Here is a 26,328-nt window from a genome sequence, read left to right as displayed (position 1 = left end):
TATGCTTTATAAACATTTTTCTCTTTTCATAAAACTTGACAACATAGAGGAGTTATGTTTAAGTCTTGAATCTGCTTTTTCAGGAGAAAAGAGTATTTTTCAATACACTTTTTTATGAATGTAGACAGAATTCTTCCTCCCCCTCCTCCCCCTCCTCCCCCTCCTCCCCATCCTCCCCACCCTCCCACAAGGGTTTCAAGAGTTCCTTATAAGGGATAGCTTATCCTTGGGGGGTTAGGGGGGATGGAGAGCGCGGGTCTTCAACCAACGTTGAGATAAAAGCTATCACGAAAATATCAATTGTCAATTATCAATTTCGCCATTGCTAAAGAGAGGCAATAAAGCCAAATTGATTAATTATAAATTATCAATCATTGATTGGTAATAAAAATGTTCTTCTCTCTTCTCTCGCGCGAGAATATTTTTTCCTGCGGAATGTAGAGCTAACAAATTTTTCCTTTTTACATTTTACTTTTTCCCTACTCCTTAAATTTTTTATTCTGGTTATTCACGGGAGACATGATATTAGTTATTGTATCGCGCTCGGAGTCAGGAGTTAGGAAAAAAAGTAAACATTCAACCATCAACTATGAGTTATTAATTGATTATTATACTGAAGGCGAAATTAGTCTGCAAAGAGAATTAAAAGTTATAAACAAAGAGGTCATAGGCGGTATGTTGAAGTAGTTGTTTGATTTTTTCATGCATCTGAATGCCGAATCCTAATAGCTGAATACTTACAAAAAAGAATACTTACAAAAAAAGGATTTGAATAGCATAAATTTTTAAATTCGTATTCAGTAGAGATTTTCAATAATAAAAAATTAAATCAATTATAGCGCTACGCGCTAGGGAATAGGGAATAGGGAATAGGGAATAGTGAACTGTCAAAGGCTTTCAGGATTTAGAAATGTCCTAACCTTAATGCGTAGTGCTATATTTACCGAAAATTAATAATTAAATAATTAAACAATTTAGCTTTATTAGCCTCTCCAATAAAGGGAAAAAGCGGTCGAGAGATGGATGGGTTACCTACAACCCATCCCACTCCACATAAAAATGCTTATTTACTTAAGTAAAATTTTCCGGAAAAGTTAGATTTTTCGTTTTTATCTTTAACAAGATTTGGGCTTTTCAGCAAAGATATTATTAGTGGGATAGGTTCTAACCATATCCAATCACAAGCGCGAGAAATAAATTTTTTCCCTACCGCGTCAATCCTCTTCCTTTTAGGGAAAGGTAATTAATAATTAATAATTAATAATTAATAATTAATAATTAATTATCAATTAATGAATTTAGCGATCGCCTCCACGGACAACTCTTCAATATTATTCAAAACCACTTTTGCTCCTGCCTCCAATAATTTAGCAGCATAAGCATATTGCCTTTCCTCACTCTCCTGCACATGGGGAGGCAACACACCTACTCCAACCCAAGTTCTCGATGGCATCTGGTTACGAGCATTCTCCACCGTATACATATCTCCCACTGTATCGCCAGCATAAATTACAGGTAGATTTTCAGCCAAACCATGTTGTTTTTCCAACTGCTCTACTACCACAAACAACCCAGTTGGATCAGGTTTTCCCGGTGCATCCTCCATCGCCACTACTACCGGGGAACTCAACCTTAACTTTCCCTCCAAAACATAAGCAATTTCTGGTCCCATTGCTCCACTAAAAAACCCCCAAGACAACCCTGCTGCTGTCAACTGCTCAAAATAACTAGAACTGACTAACAAAGGTTCCGAGCAAATATAACCATTCCAGTTATTCTCATCTACGCCCCGATAACAAGACTGAAAAAAAGCTACTAACTTTTGATAATCTAGATCTACATCATCCCGTTTTTGACCTTGGCCTTCAAAATAACGATAAACTAACTCTCGCGAAGCCTCCCAGTCATTATTCCAGACACCCTCTGACTTAAGCTGGTCAATATCTGCCAAAGTCGGACAAAATGCGCTGGATGTACAATGCTCTACTGTATCGGCGATCGCTCGTCGATAAGACCCACCCACATCTCGAATCACACCATCAATATCGAAAACCAAAATTGCTTTATTCATCATCAAATTTTTATGGTAAAATGAAATTTTGTGTGCGTAAAGTTTGAAAATTAGCCTAAAATTGGCTCAGGAGGTAAATTGTCCAAATTTATACTAAAAGTCCTTTGGTTAGACGATAATGTAGCACTTGCTGTAGATCAAGTGGTAGGAACTGGTACCAGTCCTTTAACTTGTTACTTTTTCTGGCCTCGGAATGATGCTTGGGAGCAACTAAAAGATGAAATAGAAGCCAAGCATTGGATTTCAGAAGTAGATCGGGTGGATCTTCTGAATAAGGCTACTGAAATAATTAACTATTGGCAAGAAGAGGGTAGAAGACGACCACTTTCAGAAGCTCAGACAAAATTTCCAGAACTAATTTTTACAGGCACTAATTAATGAATTGAGAATTGAGAATTCAGAATTGAGAATTCAGAATTGAGAATTCAGAATTGAGAATTTAGAAGTCAGATTCTCAAACTTGCTCTAAGTATGGGAATATCAAAGAGTCTCTCCAGAATTGAGAATTCAGAATTGAGAATTTAGAAGTCAGATTGGCCAGGTATGACCATGACAGCTTGTGAACTAACGCCGATGTTGCCAGTGGAATAGGGAATAGAATCAATAATTGTAACGTTCTTACAGATTATTATAGGTTTCTAAGAACAGCTAACTTAATTCTCCAGTATAGACAATTATTAATCGTTAATAGACATCTCCGAAAATTAAAAATCAAATCAATTCTCATCTATAAATTATCTATTCTTTCTTCCAGTTAAGAGTTAAGTGTTCCCTCTTCCCTCTTTTCCGGAGATGTCTAATTATTAATTGTTATTAATCAAGGCAGAATCTGCTAATGAACCAGGAACAGACATTGCAAATAAGCAACCAATTGCCACTTGTAACTTCTCCAGTTATTCTCAAAAAAGCTATTGTATATAAGCTTGATAGCTATATTTCAGGTCGTGGCGAGTTGGTGCTTCCATGTCTGCCTGGTATGCTAGACTATTACACAAATATTGTAGAGAATCTATTTTCTCATCTGGGTAGGCCAATGCCCACAGAAAGACAACAACAGTTGCGTCAAATGATCGAAAAGGGGTTGGCAGAGGGGTTTAATATTTCTGCAGCTGCAATGTTAGTCATTGAATATGAATTGGTCAAACCACCAAAAAAAGGAATGGCCTGTCAAGTAACTATTCGTACTCCAACTTTGGGAGAACAGTATAAGGCTTGGGTAGCACAGAGAAAACCTCCTTTATTTGGTTCCCATCCTGATGCTAAGGTGTTAGCAACTGTAGCAGAATTTGGAGAAAATGCTACCAAAATATTAGATGTGGGAGGAGGTACGGGTAGAAATGCTTTACCTTTGGCGCGAAAAGGTCATTATGTAGATGTTTTAGAGTTAACGCCTGCTTTTATTGAACAGTTACAAACAGCAATCGTTACAGAAAATTTATCAATGAATGTGATCGAGGGAGATATTCTCGATCCACTGACAAGGTTGCAACCAGCTTTTTATCAGTTGGCGATCGCTACGGAAGTAGTTTCTCATTTTCGGGATGTAGATGACTTGCGGTTGTTTCTGGCAAAAATGTCTGATGTTATTTGTTCTGGTGGTTTACTTTTATTCAATATATTTTTGGCAGTAGACGAATATGTGCCGGATGAAGTCGTGCGAGAGATGGCGCAGTTATGTTGGTCGAGTTTGTTTACATCTGAAGAGTTGACAACAGCGATGGAAGGTTTACCGTTAGCGATCGTTTCTAATGAGTTAGTTATAGAATATGAACGTCAGCATTTACCGGAAACAGCATGGCCTCCCACAAGTTGGTTTGAAAGTTGGGCGACTGGTAGAGATATATTTCCTTTAGCGAATGGTAAACCGCCTCTAGAATTACGATGGATATTATGTCGCCGGATGTAATCATTTCAGTTATCAGTTATCAGTACCTCTAGCTGAAACATGGAAAAAAATAATATGGCAAAAAAACCTTCTGTCTTGGTGTTGCTGAACCTTGGGATGAATATTTTCAGAAAAGGTAAATCCCATCTTTTACTTCCTCTTTCTCTAAAAGCATAATTCATCCCGCAAATATGCAACGCCTCTGTCTTCTCTAAGGATGTAAAAAATTATTTCTATGTACCCTGACTTTGATAAAAATAGTTGAAAATGGAAGTATCAAACAAAATAAGCTGAAAATATCAAGGTTAATTATTATGGAACGAATAATTGGCACTGCAGAGTCGGAAAGACTAATTGGTACGAGGGATAGCGAAAAAATATTTGGCTCGGATGGTGATGACACCCTAGAAGGTCGTCGGGGTTTTGACCATCTCTTTGGTGGAGACGGTAATGATGTATTAATAGGTGGTCAAGGTCGCGATCGCTTCAACGGTGGTAGGGGGAATGACACTCTCACTGGTAATGCTAGTCAAGACTTTTTTATCTTTGATGCTGGAGAAGAAATTGATTTTAACAATCTTGGTGTGGATACAATTACAGATTTTGTTCCCGCTCAAGATACAATTATTCTTGCTAAAAGGATATTTACAGAAATTTCGAGTGATGCTGAAGATGGGTTTAGTATTGACAATGAATTTGCTACTGTCACCGATAATGCTGCTACTTCTGACGCGATAATTGTTTACGATAGCACAACTGGTCAGCTATTCTATAACGCTAATGGTAGTCAAGAGGGTTTTGGAGATGGCGGTCAGTTTGCAGTTCTGGAAAATCTACCAGACTTGGAAGCTGAAGATTTCAGATTAAGAGCTAATCCTACACCAGAAACTACTTCTGTTCCTGCTGAGATTGCAGATAATTTAATTAGCTTTACTCCCTCAAGTACAGAAGAAGAGATAGCAGCTCAAAACGGACCTAGTATTGAAATTGGCAGTCAAACTATTTATATCGGTACTTGGCAAAGATCGAGTAATAATCAAGACCCTATTATTGCTAGTTTCGATCCAGTAAATCCCAATAATAACTGGGTGCGAACAGATTATGAAACCACTGGAGCAGATGGTAGAGGTCGTGGTTTATTCTGGGATGGAGACGACTTATATGCAGTTTTTAGTGTTGACGGTACTCAGGGAACTTCAGAGCAAGACTTTCGCCGTGCTGCTACTGATGCTGTACAATCTTGGTTACGCAGTTATGGTCAAGGTGGTGGTGCAAGTGTAAGTGTGGTTGCGAGGATAGATATAGATGATTTAACTAACCCTGGAGAAATGACGGATGCAGCATATTTAACAGCACTTTTGAGCAACGGTAATAGTAATACGTTGACAGTTACCGATCTATCTCTTAACGCTGATAATAATTTAATCGTAGAAGCTGACTCTTTCTTTTCACCACGCAACCCTGATGGTAGTGCGATTGAAATACCATCTGGTGTTTCTTCACCGTTTGATTATCAATTAGTCATAACACCAGACTTAAATGAAGTTCTTGAAAGTGAAGTTATTTTTTAGGTAGGGAACAAGGGAAAGTTCGATATAACTTCCCTACAAAATATGCAATAAGTTTTTATTCTTCTTACCTAAAAAAAGATCGGATTATCAATTATATAGTAAATCTAGAAAGCTTGCCTAATGTTAACACCATCACCCCATCAAGGTTGGAATATTACTGAAGAACAAAGAGAAATTTATAGACAACGTTCAAAAGCATCTAGTCGTGCTAAAAAACAAGCCTTAAATGGAGAAGGGCAAAAACCAATACATCCTATCAATATCCCCAATCTAAATCCTGAAAAATTGATGCCACAAATGCCTAAAAATAGATGGCGAACTCTCTCCTTATTTAGTGGAGGTGGTGGTCTCGATCTTGGTTTTGAACGGGCAGGTTTCACTCATATTTCTTCCTACGATATTCTTGTGGAAGCTGGTAATACTTTGCGTAATCTTCGACCAAACTGGCAAATTTTTTCAGGTGAAAAGGGAGATGTCAAAAAAGTAGATTGGCGCTCTTATCGTGGCTCGGTTGATATTATTCACGGGGGTCCACCTTGTCAGCCTTTTTCTATTGCAGGTCGTCAAAAAGGTAAGGAAGATAATCGCGATATGTTTCCTGAATTTATTCGCGCTGTACTAGAAATTGAACCTTTAATATTTGTGGCAGAAAATGTTACTGCATTGGTAAGTAAAAAGTTCGGCAAATATGTTGAAGAGGTTATTGAATCTCCTTTAGCTCCTCGCTATAAACTCACGAAATTTATTTTAAATGCTCCAGATTTTGGCATTCCTCAAATTAGAAAGCGAGTCTTTTTTGTCGGTTTTCGCGATGAAAAATATTTAGCTAAATATCAACCTCCTCAACCTACCCATTATTGGCATCATCTACCAACAAATCAATCTGCAAAACCAGTTCAACTTAATCTTTTCGATAATGGTGAAATTCCAGAAAAATTACAACGTTGTATGGGAACTCGTGAAGCTTTAGGATTACCAAATATTGGATTTGATGCTTTATCACCTACTCTCAGAAGTGGATTAACTGGACCTCGCCATACTACCTCTATTTTAAGTAGTGTTTCTGCACAAAAAGCTTGGGAAAAATTACATATTTGGCCAAATGGAGTAGCTGAAAATCGTGAAAAAGCACATTTATTTGTAGCCAAAAATAATCATTTTCGGTTGTCTGTTCCTGACTGTGGAATTATTCAAGGTTTTCCTGAGTCTTGGCAATTTTCTGGTGCAGTTTATCAAGTATTAGGTCAAATTGGTAATGCTGTACCACCACCTATGAGTTATCAAATAGCAGTATCTATTGCTCAAGTATTTTCTTGAATAGTTTCTGTTACAAGTTCTCTTAAACGTTGAGCATGATTAGTAGTTATTCGTTCCCAACCTTCAAAATATGAAGCTGGAATATGGGGATTATTTAATGTTGAACCTCTCTCAATTAAATATTTACATCTGTCTTTTAAAATGGAAAGCATTCCTTCAGGAGAGTAACCAGATTCTAAATCCATTTTATTTCGGTATTCTTGGATTGTATATTGTCTTTTTTGCAGACTTTGAGCATCTTCAAGTGTATAAACTTCTTTTTCCCCAACAATTTCATAAAGTAAAGATATGCTAATTAACTCTGGTATTAATTGAGCGAGTTTATAATCTGATCCAACATAATCTGATTTTTCACTAATCCAAGGAGCCATCATTTTAGGGGAAGCATACAAGCAATATTTTAGGATTTTACCTCCTTTTTCATAGAAACCAAATAACCAATGTTTTCCCCTCCACTTTTTAATATGCTCCGGTCCAAAATCTCTAACTGTAGTTACAGAAGTTTTTGTAGTTGACTTTAATTCAAAAGTAATTTTCAGTTCATTTAAAGTCAAGATTGCATCTGTTCCACTACGACTTAAATTGACTGGTCTTTCTAAATTAAATAACTGGATAAGTTCATTTTCTCGACTATCATCTTGTACTGTCATTAATTAACTGGAATTGGAAAATAATTAATTTGATAAATATCATAATTTTTATTAAGTAGAAAGACACAAAAAACTAAAGTATGTAATGAAAAGTAAAATCCTCAAAATTTTCCTTTCTATTGTCTTTTGCCTTTACTATGAGTGGCTATGATAACGAGAATTTTTCATACCCACCTTATTTTGCTTTAAGTATTAAAAATAACTATAACTAATCAGCCCAAATAACCAATTTCCCAGAGTAGAATGAATAAAAAAATTATATAATTCTCCAGATTTCCATAGCTCTTGTAGCCGTGTTCCATGATAACTAAATAAAACTAGAAAACAAAAAATCTGAAACTGATAATTTTGAATTAAGGGTATATAAAATGCCCGGATTTTTCGATTATTTATTAATTCCAAAATTAGATGTAAACCTGCAACTAGAAATACAGCAAAAAATACAGGTCCAAATAAATGATAAGCGATCGCCTGACTAAAATCTCCTCGTGCAACTGCCATAAAAGAGCGAGTCAAACCCCATCCAGGGCAAGGAATACCAACATAACGTAAGAGTGGGCATCCTAGAAATGGTATTTTCAAACCCAAATTAAATAGGTAACTACCAATAATAGGAATAAGAGCGATCGCCAGACAAATATATCGTTGACTCCGCTCTTTATTAGATAAAATTTCAGAATACTTTTCCATTCAATTTCTCGATCGACTACGCAACAAATCCCAACTAAAACAAGTGAGATAAATTAGAATTGTTGCCATTTGTTGAAATATGACTAATTCAACAGTTTTGAGCCAGAAATTAGTCTCTGATTGAGAATAACCAACCATCGATCCTCCTGCCAGAATTGCAATGAGAATTAAAAAAATTATTTTCCTGTACTTAAGTTTGAGCATTCTTCAATTTTTTCCTATTATTAATCATCTTTTAGGTAAATGCTACATATCCAAAGACAAAGAAAATTGCAAAAGGAATAAGACATATCAACAATAACCAGGGAGATTTACCTAACTTGTTGAAAATTCTCACCCAAGCAATAATTAATTTAATCCCAGCAATGATACTAATACATGGAATCAAAGATAAAATTGTCCATAAAACAGGTTCTTGCTCATCAGCAGCTTTAAAAACAATGTATGTATTTAAAATCGGAACCCAAGCAAACCAGGCATTTTCAACATTTAATTTTTGGCAAATCCTATATAAGAAAAACCCCATTATAAAGTATGAAATTATAATACCTACAACTAGAACTGCAAATTCACCTGTAGCTTGATTTCTTGAACTCTGTGCCAACAAAATTGGTAACATCATACCAATGGTTGAATTAACCCATGAAAATTCACTCAGATATAGCATTTGTCTTCATCCATTAAAATTAATAGGAATTGAGATTTTTATCTGTAAAATAAGTAAATTTTAACCTTCAAAATATTAGAAGTATCAAAATTTAGTTTTTTTTAAAGAATTTGACTTACCGAAAAATTTTAGTTTATACCATTTTCATAAAATATTGCTACAGTTACAGAACAGGTAAAAAGAGATAAAAAACGCCGGAAGGAGGAAAGATAAATAGACAAAAAATGGAGGAAAAAAAATTAATTTTGACAATGAATCCAAGCCATCAAGTATTAAACTTTAGGAATAAACTACAAATTGGAATGTAACAGCATTTTTTGAATTTGGTATTAAAGCCTCCCCTTTCAAGGGGATAATAAATAAAAATTTTCATGATTAGTCAATCCTATCAGTTTCAAGGAGAGGTAATTATTAATTATTAATTATTCATTATTAATTGTTGAAATATATCTAGCTTGAAGTTGAACTAATTTTAATTATTTAACAGACTATATTTTCTGAGAAAAGACTCAATATTTTCATAAATATCAAGATTTTTCCTATAACCAAATTCTCCATGATCGCCCCCTGGAATAGTTAATAATTGATTCGGTACATTAGTTCGATCAAGTGCTTCGTGAAATTTCACAGCATGATTATATGGCACACTTAGATCGGCATCACCGTGAACAGTAAAAATTGGTGGCAGTTGAGAATGTACATAATTTATTGGAGAAACACGCTCCGCTATTTCCAAGCGATCGCTCTGGTTTCCCATCCACTCCAAAGCATAATCTCGAACATTTTCTCCCTCCAGCAAATCTTTGACATCAGTAATACCATACCAATTAATTATCGCTGCCACTTTTAATTCTTCATCACCAGAACAATTAGTTTCAAAACCAGCAGCAGCAGATAACATACCTGTTGTCATCGCTAAATGTCCGCCAGCAGAAAACCCACTGACAATGATTTTTTCGAGATCGAAATTATATTGTTGAGCATTCCTGATCACCCAACGTAAAGCACATCGACAGTCTGCTACTGCTGCGGGTGCTAGCGACTGTGCTGCCAAACGATATCCCACATTAACAACGGAAAAACCCATTTTAAAATATGGCAATAAAAAAAATAGTTCCACCTCTCTAGGACGATCTACCCAACCTCCACCGTGAATAAAAATTACTGTTGGTTGTGGTTTCGGGGCGAGAGACTGATAAATGTCTAACTGCAAATTGTAATTATTAACTGTCAAATATGTAATATTTTTGTAAATGCGATAGTTGTTTGAAAATGCCAGTATTTCAGTAGCAGGGTTTGACAGTATTTTCCAAGCATTAATTGGGAGAAAGTTATAACCAAGAAATACTGATTGATATGTGATTTTAGATAGATAATTATTCAACATTAATTTAACCATTTATAGCATTTATCAAATTGGTGAGATACAGTTTTATACCCCCCCCTGCCCCCCGATCCCCCCTAATATCAAATCCGCTGGGCAACGGAAGTGATATAATTCTACTATCAGAAAAGAGTGAAAACTCCTAGTTTGTCGAGGGTTTGGAGACCAAACCCCGGAGAGTCTGGAATTTTACCCATACTACCGGATTTGATATAACCCCCCTTGATAAGGGGGGAACCGCTGAAAAAGGGGGGAGGTTTCAAAGTCCCCCTTCAAAAGGGAGATTTAGGGGGGTCGTAAATGTACCTCATCTTTATGAGAAATTCTATATGCTTAACTTTAAACTTTAGTATTATATCTTCTGAATTGCCTTTAATCAAGATTCAGAATAATTAAACAATATGTAAGCATTCAGCGGTCAGTATTTACCTATCAATTTCATTATCTTGAGAGGAGAAATTAGCATCTTCGTGATTTCAAAGAATTACAGCGCTTTTCAGATTGATGAACCACATATTCATATTTCAAACCTAGTAGGGACGTTCCATGGAACGTCCCTACTGTGGTCTACTGAAATGAAAACCGCTGTAAAAGTATGGGTAAAAGCTCATGTTTGCTTCATTTATTAAAAAGCTGAGAGCTGACTGCTAATAGCTGAATGCTGACAGCAATATACTCAGGACTTACGTAAATTGTTAAATAATACGCTATCTGTAGGGGCGAATGGCCATTCGCCCCTACTAGATATAGTCGTTATGCGTAAGTCCTGATACTATTCACTCCTTTATAGCTCCTAATGTTAGCAAAGTTTCTTTTTGCCCTTCAGTTAACCTTGTAACACCTGTAATATTCATTCCTTCATAGAGGCGTTTTGCTTTCAGAGTTTTAATGCAGCTACCAGTTTGAATATTCCACAGTTTAATAGTCTCGTCTTCGCTACCACTTGCAAGCATCGATCCGTCACCGCTAAAAGCAACAGAACGAATACTATTTTCATGTCCTGTTAAAGTTTGCCAGAGTCTACCACTGGAAATATCCCAGAGTTTAATTGTACAATCATCCCCACCAGTTGCTATCAGATTACTATTAGGACTAAATTCCATTGCTCTAATTTGCTTGGTATATTCTGCTAAAGTATGTAGACATTCACCTGTAGTCACATTCCAGAGTTTAACAGTGAGGTCATCGCTAGCACTGGCAATAATTTTACCATTAGGACTCCAGGCAACTCGACGCAACTTATCTTGATGTTCTCCTATGTCTGTAAGCTCTCCCGTTTCTATATTCCATGTTTGTAATAATTTACCATCACTAGCGATCGCTAAATCCCGATTATCAGGACTTACCGCAACTGACCACAACCATTCTGGATAATCTTTGAAAGTTTGCAGGCAGCTATTTGTATTCATATCCCATAATTTAATGCCGCCGTCACTACCTACGCTAATCAATTTTCTTCCCTCCTCATAAAAAGCTACTAACCATATCCAGTCTCTATTTCTTTCGGGGAGAATAGAACATTTTCCAGTAGCAATATCCCATAGTCTAATCTGACCATCATTTCCAGCACTGGCAATTTTTGTTCCTTGAGGATGGAAGGCAACTGACTGGATGCGCTTTATATGTCTATCCAAGATTTTACAGTTACCAGTTTCAATATCCCACAATCTAACCATACTATCGTCACCACCACTCACCAGAGTTTGACCGTCAGGAGAGAAAGCAACTGACCACACTCTTTGAGTATAACCATTGATAGTCTTCAAAGATTCACCTTTAGGAATATCCCACAATCTGACATTTTGATCGTCGCTCCCACTAATTAGACTTTTACCATCACTACTGAAGGTTATAGATCGAACTCGTCGATTTTGTTCTGGTAAAGTCAGTAATAATTTACCAGTTTCAATGTTCCATAACTTCACAGTTTGATCCGCACTACCACTAGCTAGAGTTTGATTGTCAGGACTAAAAATAACTGACCACACTCGTCCGTTGTGTCCTGAAAAAGGTTTTAGACATTCACCAGTATGGATATCTAGTAACCTGACAAGATTATCGTCGCTACCAGTAGCTAGAGTTTCTCCATCAGGACTAAAAGCGATCGCTCGGACGACATGATTCGGTTGTCGCCAGCTATTGAGGCATTCACCAGTCTGAACATCCCATAATTTTACAGTTTGATCTACACTACCACTAGCAATTTTTGTTCCTTGAGGATTGAAAGCAACTGCTCGTACCCAGAAACGGTGTTCCTGTAAAACGTGAAGACATTTTTGAGAGTTAAGATCCCATAATCTTACAGTACAGTCATCACTACCACTAGCTAAAGTATTACCATCTGAACTCAAAGCAATAGACCAAACGTGACCGATGTGTCCTTCTAATGTAGCGAGACATTCACCTGTATCAATATTCCATAATTTAATTGTGGAGTCATTACTGCTACTAATTAAAATTGGTTTTTGAGGATGAAAAACAAGAGACCTTACCCAATTAGTATGACCTAAACAATTAGCTATAAATTGACCGTCCGCTACTCGCCAAATATAAATATTTTTATCTGCATCTCCCGTTGCCCAAAGTTTACCATCATAACTAAACGCCACACAAAGAACATTGCCTAAAGGTTCGGAAAAAATTGATTTAGATAAATTAGAATTTGTCAAATTAACCTGATGTAATTCAACTCCTTGAAGATAGGCTTGACAAATAGTTAAATAAGAAAAGTCATAGTTAGTTAAATCGGTATTTAGCTGAGACAAGATGTTGAGAATATTCCCTCCTAAATATCCAGGAGCTTGAGGAGATTTTTGTTGGCAATTTGAGATGATTTGTTGGAGTTGATTTTCAATATTTATTTTACCTCCTAGTTCTGGAAGTAATCTTTCTAGTAGTGGTTGGATAATCAGGCGAATTTGAGTTTCTCGAATATAATCTTTGGCTGTTGCTTTGGAGAGACAGTAGTCATTAAAAATTTGTGTTTGATCTGTCTTAATTTCTTGGCAAACTTCATCTATTAATCGAGCAATAATATATTCTCTGATTACAGGTAGAACTGTATATCCTAATTCGGTAGTTTTGATGAGTGATCGCCGTTTTAAAGAGCTTAATGATTGGAGTAATTCTTGTTTGGTTTGCCATGAAATAATGTCTTCTTTTAGTTTTGTATCTAAAGCTGATTCATAATTAATTGCCAACCAATACATAATTTGCTTTTCTGAGGTAGATAAACGATTAAACTGATCTTCATATAAATTGTTAATCTCCTCGAATTTTGGCTGTCCTGATTTTAAATGATTTTCTACAAATTTAGATAAATCTCCCCCTAATACTTCTTGAATATTTCCCGCTACAACTTCCAAAGCAGAAGGATTACCTGCATAATGTTCAATAACTAATTTCCATTCATCTTCCGAGCCATAAAATTCTCCATATTCTGTAAATATTTTTTGACTGTTTTCTAGGTTTAACCCTTCTAATTATAAAGTTTTTATAGTTTTATTTTTTTTAGCAATTATGTCAATTGCTTGTGGCTTTTCTCGGGTGGTAATTAACAAACAACTTTGATGGGATGATTCAGCTATTCGCTTGAGTAAATTACCATACCCTTGATAACCTTCCCGATATTTACCTGTTTGATTGCCACTTTGAAGAATTGATTCTGCATTATCAAGTATTAGTAAACAACGAGAAGATTCAAAATAATTGATTAGTCTGGTTATTTTTTCCTCTAAAGTTTCTGGTAGTGTGGTTTCTTGTTGATTTGAAAAGAACTTTATTGAATCTTCCAGAATGCTTTCTATTTTTGGAGATGCTTCAAGACTTCGCCAAATTACATAGTCAAAATTATTCTCAATTTCTTTTCTTAATTTAGTCTCTAAACTTGTTTTCCCAATACCTCCTCTACCAAGCAAAATAATTAGCTTATATTTGTCCTGCAAAATCCATTGTTTTAATGTATCTAATTCTTGAATACGTCCGTAAAAGTAAGGAATAGTAGGAGAATTTTTTAAATCCAAAGATACAGGTTGAGTATTATCAACTATTTCTTCCCAATGTAATCCCAAAACTTGGCAGAATGCTTGAAAATTTATAGGTTTAATACCCTCATTTTTTCGGAATCTTTTCCAGGTGCCAATTGAAACAGTATCTGGCACTTCTTTCTTTCCACTTTTAACTATAGGTAAAAACTTACTAGCTTCATCCAACCAATATTCGTTATCTAAGGTCAATGCCTTTTCTGTTTGGATTTGCTTGATAGTTTCCTTGATTTTTTTAAGTCCCTCAGATGAGGCTTTCAGAGTTTTCGTATAACATCTTACTCCCTGATTGTCAAGAACAATTTTAGATCATTATACACTAAATCTAACTGATCTGTTTTTGTGCTTGAGTATTTTGAGGGTCAATGGCAAACTTCTATTTAATGTCAAGCTTCTATTTTTTTTAACAACCAAGTAGTTTTTTAAAGGAAAAGGAGAATTATTATGGCTGGCTTAAGTCCGGATGGATTGAGGTATTTTTTAAACGACATACCCGACATTTTTCCCATAGAACCAGTAGATTTGAGATACAACCCCACCCTGCAAGGATTGTTAGGTTTAAGAGGCGGGGACACACTAACTGGTTCTGCTGATTCTCATACGATTTATTGTGGGAAAGACAACGACTTGATATCTGGCGAAGCAGGCAATGCGGGTTGGAGCATTTTACCCGGTTCGGACAATTTGAGTAGCGATTGGCCAGTGCCTCGGAACAAAGTTCGATTCCGTTGCGGTTCGACGAAAACTACTATTTGAATCAAAATCCCGATGTCAGGGAAGCAGTGGAAGCCAGTTTATTTAGGGCTTGCTGATTAACTATCAAAGTATTGACGTCTCTATGTTTCAGCCTTATTAGGTTGAAAAAAAGTGCCAGCTTTTCGGTCAAGAAAGCTCAAAAAACTAGCATTTTGGGCAAGAGTTGGGCAGAAAAATTCAGGGACAATTCTTCTAACTACATCCTCTGTAATTCCCATTTATCCTGACTCCTGACTCCTGACTCTTGACTCCTACCCTCACTCATAAGACTTTTTCAGCAAACCCTATTTAGTAGCAGGTTCAACCATTATATCCAGGTAAGTCAATTTCAAGGCCGTTTGACTAGCGCGTAATGGCGGGTTGGCTTGTCTGGAGTGATCGTACATAGACAAAAAAAGCGATCACTCTTTCTAAATCAAGAAAACTAAAACTTTTCATAGGAATATTATGGCTACTTTGTCAGCACCAACTAACCTTAAACTTAAAACCAACAAAAACAGTTACTCTCCCAATACCCGTATAAAAGTAACGGGTTCTGTAAAAGATGCCAACGGGTTTAACGACCTCGATAGAGTAGATTTTTTGCTTTGGAGTCCTGGTAGCAGCGAATGGGAAGAGATCGGCGATATTAGCAAATTTGCCCGCGTTCGCAAAAAATCGTCTCAAGGAAAGTTTACCTATAACTTGAAAAATCTTTCCGAACCAGGCACTTACTGGTTAGCCGCTAGAGTATTTGACAAATCAGGCTTCTACAGTACCGCAGTGCAAAAAAGCTTTACTATACTCCAAGCAGCACCAGATAATGCAGGTAACAGTCGAAAAAAAGCCCGTAATATTGGCAATCTCAGCGGTACGAAAAGCTTCAGCGATTTGGTAAACAAATCCGATCCCAAAGATTTCTACCGCTTTCAAATTCAAGACAAAAGCGATGTCGAAATAGTTCTCAATGGATTAGACGGCAATGCCAATTTGCAACTGCTCAATAAACGAGGAAAAGCGATCGCTAATTCTCGCAAGGGTGGTAAAAAGACAGACAAAATTAACCGCACTCTCAATGCTAGCAGTTACTATATACGAGTTAATTCAGTTAAAAAGGCTGCTACTGACTACAATTTAACATTAGAAGCGACAGCAGCAAACAATCCCGGCAAAAAACCAAGCAATCCCCCAATTCAACCACCAACTTCCAACTGGTTAGACTATGTTAATTTCTACCGCGCTACTGCCAACTTACCGCCTGTAACTGAAAATCCCTTATGGAGTGCGGATGCCGTCAAACACTCCAAATATTTGGTAAAAAACGACACTACAGGTCATACCGAAGATCCTAATAAGCCCTGGTACACTCCAGAAGGTGCAGAAGCAGGTGGTTCCGGCAATGTTACTACTCATTATACTACTACAATGAGCGATGCAGAGGCGATCGACGACTGGATGCCCGCTCCCTTTCATGCAGTGGCAATACTCGATCCTGAGTTGGAACAAGTAGGTTTCGGTATGTATCGGGAAGAAGATGGCGGTATTCAAAGCGCTGCTACCCTAGATGTGATTCGGGGTCTCGGGGAGATACCATCTTCTGTAAAATTTCCGATCGCGTGGCCTGCAAATGGCGCAACCATTCCAGCTTCTATACGTCAATTCACTAGCGAGTGGCCCGATCCCTTAACTAGCACTCCGGGATACACTGCTCCCACTGGGTTGCCAATTATTTTGCAATTAGGCAGTGGAAACATTACCCCTAATGTTACTGCCCATTCCTTCAAAACGGGCAACACTTCACTCGAACACGTTGTCCTTGATGAAACTAATTACACCAATCCTAACAATTACGAGAAAAATCTCGTTCGCGGAATCCTTGATTCCAGGGATGCGATCGTGTTGATTTCTCGCGATCCCTTGCTTCCTGGCAAAACTTATACAGCATCGATTACTGCTAATGGTCAAAAGCACTCTTGGTCGTTTAACGTTAGTACCGCACCCCCCATTGAAGGGACTGCAGGAGACGACGTAATTTTCGGAGAAGAGCTTGACGATACTATTACCGGAGGTGCGGGCAAAGACCAATTGATGGGTTTAGCAGGAGATGACTTGCTCAATGGCGGTACTGGTAACGATCAACTTTATGGCGCAGAGGGTAATGACACTTTTATTGGTGGTCCTGGCGATGATGAACTGACTGGCGATCGCAGATCGGGCGAGAGCGTTCGAGACACATTTGTTTTTGATGCTGGCAGCGGTAGCGACCGCATCTGGAATTTTGATGTGGCTAATGATGTAATTCAGGTTTCGAGAAGCTTTGGTTTAAGCACAGCAGATTTGGCAGCCCAAGCCGCTAATAATAATACTGGTTTTTCTAGTGAAATCACTCTCAGCCCTGGAAATACCATTGAAGTCTTGTATAATGGTTTTGCTCCCCCTACCGCAAATAATTTCACTATTGTATGAAGTAATGCTCGATCAAAAGAATGTTACGAATAGTAAGAGCAATAAAAAGACTTGACAACAGAGAAGATGATTTTCCTAGCCGTCTCAAAAGCTTTCCAGCAATAGCTGTTCCTGAAGACCAACATAATCTTCCTAGCTGGCCAGGAAATTATATACAATCTTTCTTCCCAGGAGATAGAGAGTCACACAAAATAGAAAATTATCTCGATATAAATAAATATCCACAGGGAAGTCAAGAAGATTTATTAGTAGAAGAATCATTCGAGCAAGCAAAGGTAAAAATCCAGGAGTTAATGAATTTTGACTCTGGTATAAATCAACAAGAACAGACAATCAACCAGGGATTTGAAAATTCATCTGACTCATTTTTGGGATTCCCGATTAATAACAATAATGATATTTTTGCAGGTGTAAGTAACTTAATATCTGAAGGAAGCGGCTTTATTTTTGGCTGATAACACAGTGATTTTTGGGTTTGCTAGGACGAGTAGAAAGCCATAGCAAACCCACTTTGTTTTTACTAAGTTTTGAACTGTAGAATATTACTGGTAATCCTTGTAGTAAAAATCCTTAAAATGGTTAAAAAATCCCCAGAACTAAGAATACGAGAGATTGAAGAAAAGTATCCTAAGCAATGGGTGGTGGTAGACATTACTGAAAGAGATGAGTATGGTTTTCCTGCTAGTGGAAAAGTATTATTGCAAGGGAATTCGATTGATTTTATTTTAGACAAAATTGAATCTTTTCAAGGCGACTTGTACACATTCTATACTGGTAGTATTGATGGCAAGTTTGAGTGAGATAAACTCAAGCTTTCAATACTATATAGATAACGATGAGTATAATTTTAGTAAAAAAAGAGTTGGTCGGAAATGCAATTTTCGACCAAATTAAATTATGGGCAATACCTGTTACGATAAAGTTTGAGGAAAGAAGTCATAGGTTTAACTGACTTGTGCATAGGAGAAAAATTTTAAATGCCATACAAAATCAATATATCCCTAGAAAAAAAAGAATCTGGTTACTCTGCATCTTGCCCAGAAATTACCGATCGCCAGTTTGAAGGAGATTCTCTAGATATAATATTTGCAGAACTCAAAAAAGCCATCCAATTAGAATTACAAACTCTGGAAAAAAAAGCCAGCCAAAAAGTCGATAAACCTATCTGGGAAGTAGCACAATCTTTAATTCAAGATATCACAGAAGATGAAATTAATCTACTCCCTACAAATGGAGCAGAACAACATGACTATTATATCTATGAATGATATATAATTAAAATATCTATTTTTCTTGAAGATTTTACTAATGAAACCAACAACAATTTATTTACCAGAAGAAACTGAAGCTAACCTACACAAAGTAGCCGTTCAAACAGGAAAATCTATTCCTGAAATTATCCAAGAATTAATCTCCAATTATCTTACTAAAAAAACTCAAAAATTACCCAAATCATTAGGAATGGGTTCAAGTGGAAGATCGGATTTATCTTCTAAAACAGAAGAACTATTATGGACAGTTGACCCGGAAATTGCTAAATCCTACCGAGAAGCAGAACCAGAAAAACAGCAAAAAATCCAAATGTTTCTTAACCTAATGCTGAAAACAGCGGTTAGTCAAAAACCACTCTTAGATATTATGGAAGAAGGGAGTGAACAAGCAATTTCTAATGGAATGACTCCAGAGATTTTAGAATCAATTCTTAATACAGAACTTTTCAAAAATACAAGTTTTGCAGAAACTGTCCAACAAATTCGTCAAGAAGCAGAAGAAAACGGTTTAACACCTGAAATTTTAGAAGAATTATTGCCAGATGAGTAGATTACGAGTTATTTTAGATAATATCTGAATCAGCTAAATTCATCATCTAACTAAGGAGACTATATATGACAAATACATTACGATTTGGTATTGTGGGAACGGGATTTATTGCCAGGGTGATTGCCGAAGCATTAGTTGATGCCAAAAACTGTGCTTTAGTCGGAGTGGCTAGTCGTTCCATCTCTCGGGCACAGGAATTTGGGCAACAATTCGGGGTAATTAACAGCTTGACATAATCTATGATTATCTTGTATAATCTATGATTATCTATAATTTGATTTAATGCTACTAGGATTCAAAACTGAACTACACCCAAATAATCAGCAAAAAACTTTACTTGCCAAACACGCTGGTGTAGCTCGTCATGCCTATAATTGGGGGTTATGGCTAACTAGAAACATTCTTAATCACAATTCTAATAATCCTAATAGTAAACTGAAATTTCCTAGCGCAATCGACCTGCATAAACTTTTAGTAGCAATGGTTAAACCATTTAACTGTTGGTATTATGAAGTATCTAAAACAGCGCCTCAATATGCTTTGAGGTATTTGTCAGAATCTTGGAAGCGTTGCTTTAGTAAAGTCTCTGGTCAACCTAAATTTAAGAAAAAAGGTAGAGACGATAGTTTCACTTTAGATGGTTCAATTACAGTCGGTTTTAATCAGATTAAATTACCAAGAATTGGATGGATTAAAACTTATGAAATACTGCCAGATAATGTAACTCCTAAATCTGTAACTATAACTAAGGCATCTGATAGATGGTTTATTAGTTTCAAAACAGATACAGAAACTCAAATTACTGAAAAATCAGTAGATGTAGTTGGTGTAGATTTAGGCATAAAATCTTTAGCAACATTATCCACTGGCGAAGTATTTCCTGGTGCTAAATCTTATAGAAAGTTAGAAGCTAAACTTTCTCGGTTGCAATACTTGAACCGAAATAAAGTCAAGTTTTCTAATAACTGGAAGGAAGCACAACTCAAAATAGCTCAATTACACAACACAATAGCAAACATCAGAAAAGATACATTGCATAAACTGACGACTTATTTGGCTAAAAACCACAGTCAAATAGTAATAGAAGACCTTAATGTATCAGGAATGATGGCTAACCATAAACTAGCTAAGGCAGTTGCGGACATGGGTTTTTATGAGTTTCGCAGACAGTTAGATTACAAGTGTGAGTTATACGGTTGTGAGCTAATTATTGTTGATAGATGGTTCCCTAGTTCTAAGACTTGCAGTAGGTGTGGAACTGTTAAAGAGTCTCTGTCTTTGTCAGAGAGAGTATTTAATTGCGAACACTGCAATTTCAGTTGTGATCGAGACTTGAATGCAGCGTTAAATTTAGCTATGGCGGTCAGTTCGACCGTGACAGCCTGTGGACTGGATAACGCCGACGTTGCCAGGAGCGAAGCAGGAATAGAACAGGTTATTTAGAGAAAATCATAGATTTATATAGATAATCATAGGTTTCTAAGAACGGATGTTAAAGGGTTTGACAGTTGGCAGGATTTAATCGCTGATTCTGGGGTGGATGCAATTTATATCGCGACTCCTACTGCCTTAAAAGAAGAAATTGCTGTGGTAGCTGCACAAAGCAAAAAGCACGTTTTAGTGGATAAACCCTTTGTGACGTTAGAGTCTTTGCAAAAGATTACTGTAGCTTGTAGGGAAAATCAAGTTTTGTTTATGGATGCAACCCATTTTGTTCATCATCCCAGGATTGCAACTATTAAGGAAACTATGGAGGAAAGCATTGGTAAGATTCAAGCGATACGAAGTGCTTTCTATTTTCCTGTTAGCGATCGCAATAATATTCGTTTGAATCAAGAATTGGAGCCAACGGGGGCTTTAGGGGACTTGGGTTGGTATAATATGCGGGCAACAGTTGAATTTTTAGCTCCTAACATTAATCTAAGCCAAACTTCAGCTAAAGTTGAACGAGATGCCAAAACTGGGGCGATCGTTCGTGCTTGTGGTATGCTGGCTTTTGATGATGACAGTACCTCGACTTGGGATGCAGGATATACCTCAGGTGCGGTAACGATGGATTTAGTCTTAATTGGCACAAAAGGTATTATTACCCTAGATGATTTTGTGTTAGATTGGGTGAATAGTTCTGTCTTTAAAAATCCTGATCTCAAGGCTGGTTTTTATCTCAAAAATGGTCTAGATACCCGTGCGGATTTCAAATTTATTGAGGTAAAAAGTGAGCAAAGTTCTCAGGTAAAAATGGTCGAAAATTTTGCTGATTTGGTGTTCAATGGTGTTGCTAATTCGGCAACAAATTATTGTCAAGTTAGTGAAAAAACTCAAGCCTTATTAGATGAGCTTTATCGTTGTGTTTAGTTATTAATTTTGTTTTCATTCTCAGGAATTACGAAATAATTGATAATTCAATAATTCAATAACTTAGCTTTATTAGCCTCCCCTTTCAATTAGTGGAATCTTGTTATCTTCATCAACTTCTAAAATAGATTAACTAACTTTAATTTATCATGGAAAATATTACCATTCAAGTTGACCCTGAAATTGCCAAAGGGTACCGAGCAGCAGAACCAGTAGTATCAGTATAAAACAGCGCAGAAACCGGGTTTGTTTTAAATGCCTCAGTGTATAATATCTAACTCCGACAAACCCGGTTTCTTATAACACTCCGAAGCAAGAAACTATGTTTGTTTTAAATGCCTCAGTGTGTAATATCTACCTCCGACAAACCCGGTTTCTTATAACACTCCGAAGCAAGAAACTATGTTTGTTTTAAATGCCTCAGTGTATAATATCTAACTCCGACAAACCCGGTTTCTTATAACACTCCAAAGCAAGAAATTATGTTAATTTCTGAGAATACCTATCAAGAAATATCTCAAACCTTAATTCGTAAAAAATTTGACAAGTATTTATTTCAAAAGACTACAATTTATTTCTGCTCTAAGAAACAAGGTAGAGACAATTAATATTACTGAAAAAATTGAGATTTTTCGATATCCTAAAGATAATAAATTCTTAGAATTAGCCATTTCTGGAAATGCCACTCATATTATCACAGGAGACAAAGATTTATTAGATTTGCATCCTTTTCGAGATATTTTGATTGTTACACCGAGTCAGTTTTTAAATAGTTTTTTATGAAATAAAATTCCAAAAACATGAAAATTGAACGGGTAAAAATAAGGAATGAGAAAATATTTGAATGTAATTCTTGAAAAGGATGCAGATAGCTATTTAGTTGTATCTATTCTGGCATTAAAAGGATGTCATACACAAGCAAAAAGTTCGGATATGTTGCTCACCTAGCTACTTCATTTGACCAGGTATAATACCAATTCACTTTAAGGATGTTATAAATAGTTTCAAACTTTAAAAGTCAAATAATTGCCTGAAACTGTTGTCATATCAAAGTTTTTAGCCTATCAAATCTAACTTGTACGGGTGAATGGCCATTTGCCCCTACTGACTTCTGACTTCCGTGAAACGGTTTAACTCCAGTAACTTTAAGATTAATTCTGTACAGACTTTTACTAGCAGTTAAATAAAGAGTTTTATAGTCATTATTTCCCCATGCTAAATTAGCAACTTTCTCCGGTACAGCAATAATTCCTAGCAATTTTCCCGACGCAGAAAAAACCCAAACTCCTCCTGGTCCGGTGCTATAAATATTTCCCTGTAAATCTACTTTCATTCCATCAGGAACACCTCTTTTATTCGGGTCTTTTAATTCAGCAAAAATTCTTCCATTTTCTAGAGTTCCATCTGACTTAATATCAAAAATACGAATATGACCTTTTTCAGAATCATTAACATAAAGTTTGGTTTCATCAGGAGAAAGAGCAATACCATTAGGGCGAACAAAATCATCAATTAATAGAGTTAATTTACCATCTGGTGCAATTCGATAAACACCATAAAAACCTAATTCTTCTTGTTCTGATTTAATCCCATAAGGAGGGTCAGTAAAATAAATACTACCATCTGATTTGACAACTAAATCATTCGGACTATTCAGACGTTTACCGTTATATTCATCAACAATTGTCACTATTTTTCCATCTTTTTCAGTTCGCGATACTCGACGATTACTATGTTCGCCAGTAATTAATCTTCCTTCTAAATCTAGTGTATTACCATTAGCATTTCCAGAAGGATTACGAAATATCTTGACTTCTTGATTAGGTTGCCATTGATAAATTGTATTTTCAGGAATATCACTAAATAGTAAAAAACCTTTTGGATGCCAAACAGGACCTTCAATAAATTTGAAACCTTCGGCTACTTTTTCTATCTGTGCATCTTTCCCAATAATTTCTTGTAAATTTTCTATTGAGCTAACTTGAATTGATTGGAAACAATTATTTTTACAGACAATACTTCCATGATTTATTTCTTGAGTAATACCAGGGGCAAAGATAGTCACTACTGCTACTAATAAAATAGTCGAACTAACAATCCAAAATTTTCTATTTGACATTTGATTTTTGTGGTTAATTTTGATTGAGGTTATATTTGGATAGACTCTATATTTTACCATTTTAGGGAGTACGAAATAGAGAGTAGAAAAAAATAAAAATAACTGTAGCTCCATCCCCCTAGAAAAGAATTTTAGAGGTGTATAGTTCAAGTCTATTAAAATGAGTTGAAGGGTGATTATACCATTTCTTTGTAACAATGGTTTAAAAATTTTACTATTCGCTCTTTGTAGCTCATTTGTCTGAAATTTGGTGCAATTATTGCTCAGAGTTTATTACACTAACAGGACTTACGCAGACGAACCCAGAAACCCGGTTTCTCGTAGATGCTTATTGTCAAAAACAATGATTTACGGTAGAAACCGGGTTTCTTTGCGTAAGTCATGACTAACTATTCTTATTAAGTACAAATTCATGGAGAAATCCTATCAGTTCTTCATAGGGTTTTAGTCAAAAAATTTAATTTTCCGTGTATCTGTGGCAAAATGCTTGTATTGCTTAAATTCAGGTTTTAGATACTAAACTCCTACTACTTAGAAGTTGTTTGAGAAGTATTGCATAGAACCGATGAATCCTAAAAATTCCCCTGCCCCATTCCTATCCCCCCTGCCCCCCGATGATGCGCTATCCCTTATAAGGAACTCTTGAAACCCTTGTGGGAGAATGGGGAGGATGGGGAGAATGGGGAGGATGGGGAGGAGGGGGGAGGAAGAATTCTGTCTACATTCATAAAAAAGTGTATTGAAAAATACTCTTTTCTCCTGAAAAAGCCGATTCAAGACTTCAACATAACTTGTCTATGTTGTCAAGTTTTATGAAAAGAGAAAGATGTTTGTTTATAAAGCATAGCTTTGAAAGGGGGAATAGGGAATGGGGGTTTCAAAGCCTCTCTCAAAAGCAGGAGAGAGGTTTGGAGAGAGGTTTTTATGAGTTTAAAAACAGCTTTTTAGGGTAGAATTTTTATCAAAATAATAGGGTCTAAAATCCCGCCTTGATTGGCAAAATATTTTTGGAGCGGGGCTCAAATCCCCGTTACAAAAATAACTTCTAACTGCCCCTCCTGGGAGGGGTTAGGGGTGGGTTGACTTCTGACTTCTAACTTCGTTAAGAAAAGTTCCTAGTAACTATCAGTAATTACTCAATAAATAACTACCATGCAAATTCCAACTAATCATACTTCTCTATCCACAACACTCCGTAACCGACGAGAAAAATTAACTAACTTAATTAATTTTCCAGCCATACTTTGGTCGGGAAGTCCTAGTATCCGGAACTTTCCACTTAATACTTTTCCCTTCCGTTCTAGCAGTCATTTTCTTTATTTTGCTGGCCTACCTATTGAAGATGCTGCTATCCGTTTAGAAGCAGGAAAATTAGCACTATTTATGGATAATCCACCGCCAAGTAATCTACTTTGGCATGGAGAAATACCAACACGCGATCGCCTCGCAGAAATTATAGGTGCTGATGCTGCTTTTCCGATGTCAGAATTAAAATCCCACGCCCAAAATTCAGCAACTATTTCTGTACAAAACCCCACTACTAAAATTACACAATCTCAGATTTTAAATCGCGATATTTTTCCTTCTAATAAACCTCAAGAAATTGACTTAGAATTAACTCAAGCAATTATCTCTTTAAGACTTAGCCATGATGATACAGCTTTAACAGAAATCAAACAAGCAGCAGCAGTAACAGTAGAAGCGCATAAAGCAGGAATGGCAGCCACAAAAAATGCTAAATTTGAAGCAAATATCCGCGCTGCAATGGAGAGTATTATTATTTCTCATAACATGACTTGTGCTTACCCTAGTATTGTGACTGTACATGGGGAAGTTTTGCACAATGGAGAATATTATCATCCTCTACAAACAGGAGATTTACTATTAGCAGATGTGGGAGCAGAAACAACTTTAGGTTGGGCAAGTGATGTGACTCGAACTTGGCCGGTTTCTGGTAAATTTTCTCCCACACAAAAAGATATTTATGATGTAGTTTTAGCTGCCCATGATCGCTGCATTTCTCAAATTAAACCAGGTGTAGAATATTTAGATATTCATTTATTAGCAGCTCAAGTTATTGCTGAAGGATTAGTAGATTTAGAAATTTTAAAAGGAAAACCAGAAGACTTAGTAGAAATGGATGCTCATGCCTTATTTTTTCCCCACGGAGTCGGTCATTTATTAGGTTTAGATGTACACGATATGGAAGATTTAGGAGATTTAGCAGGATATGAAATAGGTCGGGAACGTAGTAGTCGTTTTGGTTTAGGTTTTTTGCGATTAAATCGACCTTTAATTCCCGGAATGATAGTTACAATTGAACCTGGTTTTTATCAAGTTCCAGCAATTTTAAATGACTTAGAAATGCAACAAAAATATCAGAATATTGTCAATTGGGAAAAGCTAGAATATTTTTCCGATGTTCGAGGTATTAGGATTGAAGATGACGTTTTAGTTACCACAAAAGGTGCTGAAATTTTGACTCAAGAATTACCAACTAATACAGATGCAATTGAAAATTTAGTGTAAAGATTCAACATTCTTTTGAAAATCG

The 26,328-nt window shown here is 36.3% G+C and carries 26 protein-coding genes; 16 read left to right on the top strand and 10 right to left on the bottom strand.

Going from position 1 to position 26,328, the window contains the following annotated elements:
- Positions 1-1,285: 1,285 nt before the first annotated feature.
- Complete coding sequence (locus tag F6K40_RS02085) at positions 1,286-2,074, bottom strand: TIGR01548 family HAD-type hydrolase (protein WP_293130666.1); 789 nt, start codon at positions 2,072-2,074, stop codon at positions 1,286-1,288.
- Between the two features lie 75 nt (positions 2,075-2,149).
- Between F6K40_RS02085 and F6K40_RS02080 the strand changes: the two genes are divergently transcribed.
- From F6K40_RS02080 to F6K40_RS02065, 4 genes are all read left to right on the top strand, one after another.
- Entirely contained in the window at positions 2,150-2,449 is a 300-nt protein-coding gene (locus tag F6K40_RS02080; RefSeq protein ID WP_293130664.1) for a 30S ribosomal protein PSRP-3, read from the top strand.
- Positions 2,450-2,906: 457 nt separating this feature from the next.
- Positions 2,907-3,977, top strand: coding sequence for a class I SAM-dependent methyltransferase (locus F6K40_RS02075; protein ID WP_293130662.1), 1,071 nt, complete (start codon positions 2,907-2,909; stop codon positions 3,975-3,977).
- A gap of 293 nt (positions 3,978-4,270) precedes the next feature.
- Positions 4,271-5,527 (top strand): calcium-binding protein, encoded by a 1,257-nt coding sequence (locus tag F6K40_RS02070; protein WP_293130660.1) that lies wholly within the window; start codon positions 4,271-4,273, stop codon positions 5,525-5,527.
- A gap of 120 nt (positions 5,528-5,647) precedes the next feature.
- Complete coding sequence (locus F6K40_RS02065; protein WP_293130658.1) at positions 5,648-6,844, top strand: DNA cytosine methyltransferase; 1,197 nt, start codon at positions 5,648-5,650, stop codon at positions 6,842-6,844.
- Here F6K40_RS02065 and F6K40_RS02060 read toward each other — a convergent pair.
- From F6K40_RS02060 to F6K40_RS02030, 7 genes are all read right to left on the bottom strand, one after another.
- Positions 6,829-7,494, bottom strand: coding sequence for a hypothetical protein (locus F6K40_RS02060; RefSeq protein ID WP_293130657.1), 666 nt, complete (start codon positions 7,492-7,494; stop codon positions 6,829-6,831). The genes F6K40_RS02065 and F6K40_RS02060 overlap by 16 nt on opposite strands.
- A 192-nt stretch (positions 7,495-7,686) precedes the next feature.
- Positions 7,687-8,184, bottom strand: coding sequence for a DUF2752 domain-containing protein (locus F6K40_RS02055; protein ID WP_293130655.1), 498 nt, complete (start codon positions 8,182-8,184; stop codon positions 7,687-7,689).
- Positions 8,185-8,388 (bottom strand): hypothetical protein, encoded by a 204-nt coding sequence (locus F6K40_RS02050; protein ID WP_293130652.1) that lies wholly within the window; start codon positions 8,386-8,388, stop codon positions 8,185-8,187. It lies immediately after the preceding gene.
- 31 nt (positions 8,389-8,419) lie between these two features.
- Positions 8,420-8,806: a DUF5684 domain-containing protein gene (locus F6K40_RS02045; protein ID WP_293130649.1), complete on the bottom strand. Its 387-nt coding sequence runs from the start codon at positions 8,804-8,806 to the stop codon at positions 8,420-8,422.
- Between the two features lie 517 nt (positions 8,807-9,323).
- Entirely contained in the window at positions 9,324-10,250 is a 927-nt protein-coding gene (locus F6K40_RS02040) for an alpha/beta hydrolase (protein ID WP_293130647.1), read from the bottom strand.
- A gap of 761 nt (positions 10,251-11,011) precedes the next feature.
- Entirely contained in the window at positions 11,012-13,600 is a 2,589-nt protein-coding gene (locus tag F6K40_RS02035) for a WD40 repeat domain-containing protein (RefSeq protein WP_293130645.1), read from the bottom strand.
- 117 nt (positions 13,601-13,717) lie between these two features.
- A complete protein-coding gene (locus F6K40_RS02030) occupies positions 13,718-14,470 on the bottom strand; it encodes an NB-ARC domain-containing protein (RefSeq protein WP_293130643.1) in 753 nt (250 codons plus the stop codon).
- Between the two features lie 252 nt (positions 14,471-14,722).
- Between F6K40_RS02030 and F6K40_RS02025 the strand changes: the two genes are divergently transcribed.
- Positions 14,723-15,034: a hypothetical protein gene (locus F6K40_RS02025; RefSeq protein WP_293130641.1), complete on the top strand. Its 312-nt coding sequence runs from the start codon at positions 14,723-14,725 to the stop codon at positions 15,032-15,034.
- An 80-nt stretch (positions 15,035-15,114) separates the two neighbouring features.
- Here F6K40_RS02025 and F6K40_RS02020 read toward each other — a convergent pair whose 3' ends face one another.
- Entirely contained in the window at positions 15,115-15,252 is a 138-nt protein-coding gene (locus tag F6K40_RS02020) for a hypothetical protein (protein WP_293130639.1), read from the bottom strand.
- A 229-nt stretch (positions 15,253-15,481) separates the two neighbouring features.
- Between F6K40_RS02020 and F6K40_RS02015 the strand changes: the two genes are divergently transcribed.
- From F6K40_RS02015 to F6K40_RS01975, 9 genes are all read left to right on the top strand, one after another.
- Positions 15,482-17,479 (top strand): CAP domain-containing protein, encoded by a 1,998-nt coding sequence (locus F6K40_RS02015; protein WP_293130636.1) that lies wholly within the window; start codon positions 15,482-15,484, stop codon positions 17,477-17,479.
- A 20-nt stretch (positions 17,480-17,499) separates the two neighbouring features.
- Positions 17,500-17,934, top strand: a complete 435-nt coding sequence (locus F6K40_RS02010; RefSeq protein ID WP_293130633.1) for a hypothetical protein — start codon at positions 17,500-17,502, stop codon at positions 17,932-17,934.
- Positions 17,935-18,054: 120 nt separating this feature from the next.
- On the top strand, positions 18,055-18,279 hold the full coding sequence (locus tag F6K40_RS02005) for a hypothetical protein (protein ID WP_293130630.1): 225 nt from the start codon (positions 18,055-18,057) through the stop codon (positions 18,277-18,279).
- Positions 18,280-18,456: 177 nt separating this feature from the next.
- Positions 18,457-18,747 (top strand): hypothetical protein, encoded by a 291-nt coding sequence (locus F6K40_RS02000; RefSeq protein WP_293130627.1) that lies wholly within the window; start codon positions 18,457-18,459, stop codon positions 18,745-18,747.
- A 40-nt stretch (positions 18,748-18,787) separates the two neighbouring features.
- Positions 18,788-19,300 carry a ribbon-helix-helix domain-containing protein gene (locus F6K40_RS01995; protein ID WP_293130624.1) on the top strand — a complete coding sequence of 171 codons (513 nt, stop codon included), beginning with the start codon at positions 18,788-18,790 and terminating at the stop codon, positions 19,298-19,300.
- Between the two features lie 65 nt (positions 19,301-19,365).
- Positions 19,366-19,536 carry a Gfo/Idh/MocA family oxidoreductase gene (locus tag F6K40_RS01990; protein WP_293130621.1) on the top strand — a complete coding sequence of 57 codons (171 nt, stop codon included), beginning with the start codon at positions 19,366-19,368 and terminating at the stop codon, positions 19,534-19,536.
- Between the two features lie 46 nt (positions 19,537-19,582).
- Positions 19,583-20,743 (top strand): RNA-guided endonuclease InsQ/TnpB family protein, encoded by a 1,161-nt coding sequence (locus F6K40_RS01985; RefSeq protein ID WP_293130618.1) that lies wholly within the window; start codon positions 19,583-19,585, stop codon positions 20,741-20,743.
- A gap of 12 nt (positions 20,744-20,755) precedes the next feature.
- Positions 20,756-21,655 (top strand): Gfo/Idh/MocA family protein, encoded by a 900-nt coding sequence (locus tag F6K40_RS01980; RefSeq protein WP_365669815.1) that lies wholly within the window; start codon positions 20,756-20,758, stop codon positions 21,653-21,655.
- A gap of 540 nt (positions 21,656-22,195) precedes the next feature.
- Positions 22,196-22,438, top strand: coding sequence for a putative toxin-antitoxin system toxin component, PIN family (locus tag F6K40_RS01975; protein WP_293130616.1), 243 nt, complete (start codon positions 22,196-22,198; stop codon positions 22,436-22,438).
- Positions 22,439-22,697: 259 nt separating this feature from the next.
- On the opposite strand, the gene F6K40_RS01970 is transcribed toward F6K40_RS01975, so the two are convergent.
- Complete coding sequence (locus F6K40_RS01970) at positions 22,698-23,774, bottom strand: SMP-30/gluconolactonase/LRE family protein (protein ID WP_293130613.1); 1,077 nt, start codon at positions 23,772-23,774, stop codon at positions 22,698-22,700.
- Between the two features lie 642 nt (positions 23,775-24,416).
- Here F6K40_RS01970 and F6K40_RS01965 point away from each other — a divergent pair.
- Together F6K40_RS01965 and F6K40_RS01960 are read left to right on the top strand one after the other, a co-directional pair.
- Entirely contained in the window at positions 24,417-24,590 is a 174-nt protein-coding gene (locus F6K40_RS01965; protein WP_293130610.1) for a hypothetical protein, read from the top strand.
- Between the two features lie 336 nt (positions 24,591-24,926).
- Positions 24,927-26,303: an aminopeptidase P family protein gene (locus tag F6K40_RS01960; protein ID WP_293130607.1), complete on the top strand. Its 1,377-nt coding sequence runs from the start codon at positions 24,927-24,929 to the stop codon at positions 26,301-26,303.
- Positions 26,304-26,328 lie beyond the last annotated feature (25 nt).

Origin of the sequence: Okeania sp. SIO3I5, from assembly GCF_010672085.1 — a bacterium.
Lineage (GTDB): Bacteria > Cyanobacteriota > Cyanobacteriia > Cyanobacteriales > Microcoleaceae > Trichodesmium.
Note: the sequence above shows the minus strand (reverse complement) of the source record. Positions and strands in the feature narration are given on the sequence as shown.